A 6,651-nucleotide genomic window follows, 5' to 3' on the forward strand; every position below is an offset into this window, starting at 1 on the left:
GGGCGAACCTGCGGCGCTCGGCGACGACGAGCTACGCACGGATGACCGACGTGACCGACGAGATCATCACGATGGCGCTGGCCATCGGCCCGCTGGCCGAGACCGACCCGTCCGCCGCCGCGGCCACCCGCGCCCGCCTGCACGACTTCGCCACCCGTCACCACGCCCCCGCTCTGCTCCACCTGCCCTGACCGGCAGGGCGGGCCGGCAGGGCGGTGGCTCAGGCGGCCAGCGGCGCCGGGACGGGCTCCTTGAGCTTCTGGGCGTAGATGTCGACGTACTCCCGACCGGAGAGCTCCATCAACTCGTACATGATCTCGTCGGTGACCGCGCGCTCGACGAACCGGTCGCCGGCCAGCCCGGCGTAGCGGGAGAAGTCCAGCGGCGCCCCGAACCGGATCCTCACCCGGTCGATCTTGGGGATGAGCTTGCCCGGCGGCTGGATCTCGTCGGCGTTGAGCATCGCCACCGGCACCACCACCGCGCCGCTCTCCAGGGCGAGCCGGGCCACCCCGGTCTTGCCGCGGTAGAGCCGACCGTCCGGGGAGCGGGTGCCCTCGGGGTAGATGCCGGCCACTCCCCCGGCGCGCAGCACCTGCAACTGGGTGTCCAGGGCGGCGCGCGCGGCCCGACCGCCGGAGCGGTCCACCGGAATCGTCCCGGTGCCGACGAAGAACATCTTGGTCAGCCAGCCCTTGATTCCCTTGCCGGTGAAGTATTCGGCCTTGGCGACGAAGGTGACCTTCCGGGCGGTGATCAACGGCGTGAAGATCGAGTCGGAGAAGGAGAGGTGGTTGCTCGCCAGGATCACCGGACCGGTCGCCGGCACGTTGCGCAGGCCCTCCACCTGCGGGCGGAAGATCAGCTTGAGCAGCGGACCGAGGATGACGTACTTCAGCAGCCAGTAGAGCACCGGCGTCCTTTCCGTGGTGTGCCCGCGACAGCGCCAGCCGTCGTCGCCGCCGAGCCTACGAAGCGAGCGCTCTCACCACAACGGACGAAACCCGGATCGCTGTCGGGTCAGCGGGGCGGCGCTCGGCGGGTCGCGCCGCCCCGCTGCCAACGCTCACCGAGATCGCACTTGTCGCGCAAGAACGGACAAAGGAGCCCCGCCGCGACCTGCGGAAGCAGCCGTGACTTTGGAAGACGCGACACAACGCACTCCCGGAACCATGCCCTGACGTGTCACGATTCAGAGCACGGCGTGCGGACGGGCGTCGAGGGGCAGCGGTGGCCGCGCCGGAAGGCGCGTTAAGGGGGATGTCCGGGTGTCAGCGGGTGGGGCCCGCCGGGGACGGCGGGACAACGGGCTCGACGCGAACGAGTACGCCGTCGTCGGCGACGTCGATCCGCGCGTCGGTGAGCACCTGCTCGACGTGCTGGCCGCCGGTGGGATCGCCGCCTACCTCCAGCCCTCCGCCGACCTCAACCCGGTCACCCGCACCACCACCGTGCCGGCCCGCCCGGTCGACCGGCTCTACGTCGACCGCTCGCACCTGACCACCGCCCGGGACTACCTGACCCAGCTCGCCGACGAGACCGCTCCGGAGCAGCCGCCGGCTCGCGACGAACCGGACATCGACGCCGAGTGGGCACGCATCGTGGCGGGCTTCCACACCACCTCCACGCCCGGTGACCACCCGTGGCCGGCCTCGGAGGACGTGGACGAACGGGACGGGCGGGACGGGCGGGACGAGCCGACCTCCGGGCCGCTGACCCGCTCCGGCGCCGACGAGCCCGGTCCGACCGCCACCGACGTTCGCCGGCTACCGTCCGCGACGGACATCTCCGGGATCTCCGTGGGGCGCGGCACCCGACCGGACGAGCCCTCGCTGTTGGACGGGCTGGACACCTTCGGCGCCGACCTGCCCGACGACGAGGACGACGAGGGTTACCACCCGCCGCCACCGCCGCCGCTGCCGCGGGTCAGCAAGTACGCGGTGATCGGCGTGCTCGGGGTGGTCGTCGGGTTCGTGCTGTTCCTTTTCCCGTGGCTGCTCCCGATCGACCGCTCGGCGGTCACGCTGTTCGGGTTCACCGGCATCCTGGCCGGTTTCGTCACGCTGATCTGGCGGCTGCGCCCCGGCGACGAGGACGAGGACGACCCGGACAACGGCGCCGTCGTCTGAGTCGGCCCGCATCCCGGGACGGCAGCGCCCCGCCGGGGGCGTAACAGTGGTGTAACTTACTGTCAGTAGGAATACCGCTGTACGTCACTTCCCCCGCTGACTGACCGGTTTTTCCTTGCTCGCGGCGGTCAGTCCTCTGCTGATCGGAATGCCCGAGATGCGACAGAGTTCTCTCGTGGTGGTGGCCAACCGCCTCCCCATCGACGACAATCAGGCCCCCGACGGGGCCTGCGAGTGGCGGCGCAGCCCGGGTGGGTTGGTCAGCGCGCTGCACCCGCTCCTGCGGCACACCCCGGCGACCTGGGTCGGCTGGGCCGGTGGCACCGGGCCGGCCCCCGCCCTCCCGGACGTGGACGGCGTCCGGATGCACACCGTGGCGCTCAGCCCGGAAGACCTGCGTGACCACTACGAGGGGTTCGCCAACGCCACCCTCTGGCCGCTCTACCACGACTCGGTCGAGCAGCCGCAGCACCACCGCCGGTGGTGGGAGGCGTACCAGCGGGTCAACCAGCGCTTCGCGGAGGCGACCGCCGAGGTGGCCGAGCCGGGCGGGGTGGTCTGGGTGCAGGATTACCACCTGCAACTGGTCCCCGGTCTGCTGCGCGCCCTCCGCCCGGATTTGCGCATCGGGTTCTTCCTGCACGTGCCGTTCCCGCCGCCGGAGCTGTTCATGCAGCTCCCCCGCCGGGCCGAACTGCTGCGCGGCATGCTCGGCGCCGACCTGGTCGGCTTCCAGCGGGTGCAGGCGGCGCACAACTTCGCCCAGCTGGTGACCCGGGTGCTGGAGCTGCCCGCCACCGACCGGCGGATCGGCATCGACGACCGGGTCGTCCGCATCGGCGCGTTCCCGGTCTCCATCGACACCGCCGAGATGGCCGCGCTCGCCGACCGCCCGGACGTGGCCGCTCGGGCCCACCGGCTCCGTCAGGACCTCGGCGATCCCCGGCAGGTCGTCCTCAGCGTGGACCGGATGGACTACACCAAGGGCATCGAGCAGCGCCTCAAGGCGTACAGCGAGCTGCTCGCCAGCGGCGACGTCAAGGTCCGCGACACGGTGCTGGTGCAGGTCGCCATGCCGAGCCGGGAACGCGTCGGCCAGTACCAGATCCTGCGCGAGCGCATCGAGCGCGAGGTCGGCCGGATCAACGGCGAGTTCGGCCGGGTCGGTGAGCCGGCGATCCACTACCTCACCCAGCCCTTCGACCGGGCCGAGCTGGCCGCGCTCTACCGGGTCGCCGACGTGATGGCGGTGACCCCGTTGCGCGACGGGATGAACCTGGTCGCCAAGGAGTACGTGGCCGCGCGGGTCGACGACACGGGTGCGCTGCTGCTCAGCGAGTTCGCCGGCACCGCCGCCGAGCTGTCCCAGGCGTACCTGGTCAACCCGCACGACCTGGAAGGGCTCAAGCAGGGCCTGCGCGCGGCGCTGCGGGCCGACCCGGCCGACACCACCCAGCGGATGCGGGCCATGCGCGCCCACCTGCACCAGCACGACATCCGGGCCTGGGCGCGCTCCTACCTGCACGCCCTGGACGAGGGCGGCGCCCTGGTCAGTCGCCTGACCAGCACCGACGCCGGTTCCGACGGCACCGCCCGGTTGCCCCGGCCGACCACCCCGAGCGGCAGCCCGGCCGTCCACCAGGCCGGCGGCTGACCGGCAGCCCGGCTGCTCAGTGCGCCGCGGGCTCCTTCTCCAGCCAGTCCAGGATCGCGTCGATCGGCTCCGCCCACCGCGCGTCCAGCATCAGGTCGTGGCCCATCCCGGGAAACAGCAGCGGTGCCGACCCGTACCGGCGGGCCACCCGGGTCAACGTCGACGCCGGCACCACCCGGTCGTCCGGGCTGCCCAGCACCAGCACCGGGGGCGCGCCCACGGCCGGCTCGGCCTCCGGCTCACCCAGCAGCGCCCACTGCGCCCGCCGACCCGCCCGGCCGAGGCGTCCGACGTACCGTCGGGCCTCCTCGTCGGGCAACTCGCGGCTGAACAACTGCCCCCGGTTGAGCCGCAACGGCCCGCCGAACACCGCCGGCAACGTGCCTGCCGGGTTGCGCCGCAACGCCGCGCCCAACACTCCCCAGCCGCCGAAGACCGGCGCCACCAGGACCGCGCCCCGCGCCGGGTAGCGGGCCAACGCGTGCGCCACCACCAGGGCCCCGGCGCCGTGCCCCACAAGCACCGCCTGCCGCGGCAGGCTGGCGGCCACCTGGACCACATCGTGGGCGTACGCCCGCAGCGTCGCCTCCGGCGCCGGCTCGCTGGCACCGTGCCCGCGCAGGCTCACCGCGTACGCCGGGAACCCCCGCGACGCCGCGTGACCCAACCAGTGCTCGGCGAACGCCCACGCGCCGTGCCCGAACCCGGGAACGAAGAGCAGCGGCGGACGCCCCTCCTCCAGCTCGGGGACCGCGCTGAGCACCTCCCGCCGGGCTGGCCGGACCGGGCGGGACCACTCCCGGCCCCGCATGATCCGCAGCTCGCTAGTGCTCACGGTGCCAACCTTTCGTTCGCGACTGCGGGGCTCGCAAGCTCACTCCTCGCGCTCACTTGCCCTCCAGCTCGACCAGGGCGCGCTGGATGGCGCGCAGGTAGTCGGCGTGCCCGACCTCGAACCAGTGTCGGCTGCTCTCCTTGACCGGCCCGGAGTACCGCTCCCCGGCCCGGTCCCGCACCCGCTGCGCGAACGCCGCGGCCCGTTCCGGCCGGTCCCGACGGGCCTGGAGCAGTCGGGCGAAGAGCACCGTCTGCCAGTGCGACAGGGTGAACAGCCCGGAGTCGGGTTGCAGCAGGCCGGCGACGGCGAGCGTCGGATGCCCCGGGGTGAACGCGTTGAGCCACAGCGTGGGCCGGCCCGCGCCCGCGCTGTCACCGAACACCGACGCGTCGAGGAACTCGAAGCGCGGCAGGTAACCGGTGGCGAAGACGACCACCTCGGGGTCGATCTCGCGGCCGTCGGCCAACTCCACGGCGTACGGGTGGAACCGGGCGACGTCCGGCACCGGGCCGATCCCGCCGTGGCCCACGTAGTAGACGAGCTGGCTGTTCGCGATCGGGTGCGTCTCGTACACCCGGTGGTCGGGCTTGGGCAGGCCGAAGCGGGTCAGGTCACCGACGGTCAGTCGCAGGGTCCAGTGGTAGAGCCACTGGCGCACCCGCAGCGGCACCCGCAGCGCCAACAGGGTGTCGTTGACCTGGTCGGCGGGGCGACCGAGGACGTACTTCGGCGCGTACCAGTAGCCGCGCCGGGTGGAGTGCCAGCAGCGCGACGCCTGCTGGGCGGCCTCGACGGCGATGTCGCAGCCGGTGTTGCCGGCCCCGACCACCAGCACCCGCTTGCCGCGCAGCTGCGCCGGGTCCTTGTAGGACGAGGCGTGCATGATCTCGCCACGGAACTGTTCGAGGCCCTCGTAGCGGGGCAGCTTCGGCGACCAGTTGTGGCCGTTGGCGATCACCACTGCGGCGTACCGGGCGGTGCGCTCGGGGCCGTACCCGCCGGTGGAGCGGGTGGTCACGTCCCACCGATCCCCCTCGACGGGCTGGACCCGGATCACCTCGGTGCCGAACCAGATGTGCGAACGCAGGTCGAAGTGGTCGGCGTACCGCTCGAAGTACGACAGCACCTGACCGTGGTGCGGGTAGTCCGGCCAGGAGTCCGGCATCGGGAAGTCGGGGAACTGGGTGAACGGCTTCGACGAGATCAGGTGGGTGCTGGCGTACACCGGGCTGCGGTCGTGCCGCCAGTTCCAGGCGCCGCCGACGCCCGTCTCCCGCTCGTAGCAGTCCACGCCGAACCCGTGCTCGCGCAGATTCTTGATGGCCGTCAGACCGCTGGCCCCGGCCCCGATGACGCAGACCGTGTCGCCCCGGTCGGAGACCGGTCGGCCGTCGCTGTTCGCCGCGGGCGAGGTCGCCTCCGGGTCGGGCCGGCCGTGGTCGGTGGAGGTGGACACCGGGGACATCTCCTTTTGGTACGGCAGGCGTGCCGGTCGCCGCGAAATCCTCTCCACAACCGGGCCGGATGTCCAGTCCTGAGACGGATGCGTCGACGGTCGGGCCGGGGTCGGGGGTCAGTCGGTGGTGGGCAGCAGCAGGTCGACCAGGACCGGGAAGTGGTCGCTGGCGCGGCGGGTCTGCGGAGTGTCCACCACGTCGTAGTCGACCACGGTGATCCGCGGGTCGACGAAGAGCGCGTCGATGCGTCGGCGCGGGTCGGCGCAGGAGTAGGTGAGCCGCTCGGCCCGGTCGGCTGCCACCGCGGCGTCGGTCAACCCGCGCGACACGGTGGCCCAGGCGGGCCCCTCCGGACCCTCGTTGAGGTCCGCCCCGGCCAGCACCGGGCTGGTCGCCGCGTCCAGGCCGCGCTTGAACTCGGCGGCCTGGGAGGGCCGCTCGGCCGGGTCGGTGGACAGGTGCGAGCCGGCGAGGGTGAACCGGGCGTCACCGACCTGGCAGTCGGCGTACGCGGCGCCGCGCAGGTGCCGGCCGGGGGGCAGCGGGAAGCGCTGGCAGCGGGTGCCCCGCACC

The 6,651-nt window shown here is 72.7% G+C and carries 7 protein-coding genes; 3 read left to right on the forward strand and 4 right to left on the reverse strand.

Annotated features, from left to right (window positions below; translation table 11 throughout):
* Window positions 1–191, forward strand: a 191-nt coding sequence (locus PSH25_RS12625; protein ID WP_238659277.1) for a hypothetical protein, incomplete at its 5' end; no start/stop codon positions are given.
* Between the two features lie 29 nt (window positions 192–220).
* Here the strand turns inward: PSH25_RS12625 and PSH25_RS12630 are convergent.
* A complete protein-coding gene (locus PSH25_RS12630; protein WP_238659278.1) occupies window positions 221–913 on the reverse strand; it encodes a lysophospholipid acyltransferase family protein in 693 nt (230 codons plus the stop codon).
* A gap of 355 nt (window positions 914–1,268) precedes the next feature.
* Between PSH25_RS12630 and PSH25_RS12635 the strand changes: the two genes are divergently transcribed.
* Window positions 1,269–2,129 (forward strand): DUF308 domain-containing protein, encoded by an 861-nt coding sequence (locus PSH25_RS12635; protein WP_238659279.1) that lies wholly within the window; start codon window positions 1,269–1,271, stop codon window positions 2,127–2,129.
* Between the two features lie 157 nt (window positions 2,130–2,286).
* On the forward strand, window positions 2,287–3,783 hold the full coding sequence (locus PSH25_RS12640; protein ID WP_238659280.1) for an alpha,alpha-trehalose-phosphate synthase (UDP-forming): 1,497 nt from the start codon (window positions 2,287–2,289) through the stop codon (window positions 3,781–3,783).
* A 16-nt stretch (window positions 3,784–3,799) separates the two neighbouring features.
* Here the strand turns inward: PSH25_RS12640 and PSH25_RS12645 are convergent, their stop codons facing one another.
* The 3 genes from PSH25_RS12645 to PSH25_RS12655 all read right to left on the reverse strand — a co-directional run.
* On the reverse strand, window positions 3,800–4,594 hold the full coding sequence (locus PSH25_RS12645) for an alpha/beta hydrolase (protein ID WP_238659282.1): 795 nt from the start codon (window positions 4,592–4,594) through the stop codon (window positions 3,800–3,802).
* Between the two features lie 76 nt (window positions 4,595–4,670).
* Window positions 4,671–6,077, reverse strand: a complete 1,407-nt coding sequence (locus tag PSH25_RS12650) for a flavin-containing monooxygenase (protein WP_238659281.1) — start codon at window positions 6,075–6,077, stop codon at window positions 4,671–4,673.
* A gap of 117 nt (window positions 6,078–6,194) precedes the next feature.
* The coding region (locus PSH25_RS12655; RefSeq protein WP_441005351.1) for an endonuclease/exonuclease/phosphatase family protein at window positions 6,195–6,651 on the reverse strand (457 nt) is incomplete at its 5' end.

The sequence above is a fragment of the Micromonospora foliorum genome (genome assembly GCF_022229015.1).
Taxonomy (GTDB): domain Bacteria; phylum Actinomycetota; class Actinomycetes; order Mycobacteriales; family Micromonosporaceae; genus Micromonospora; species Micromonospora foliorum.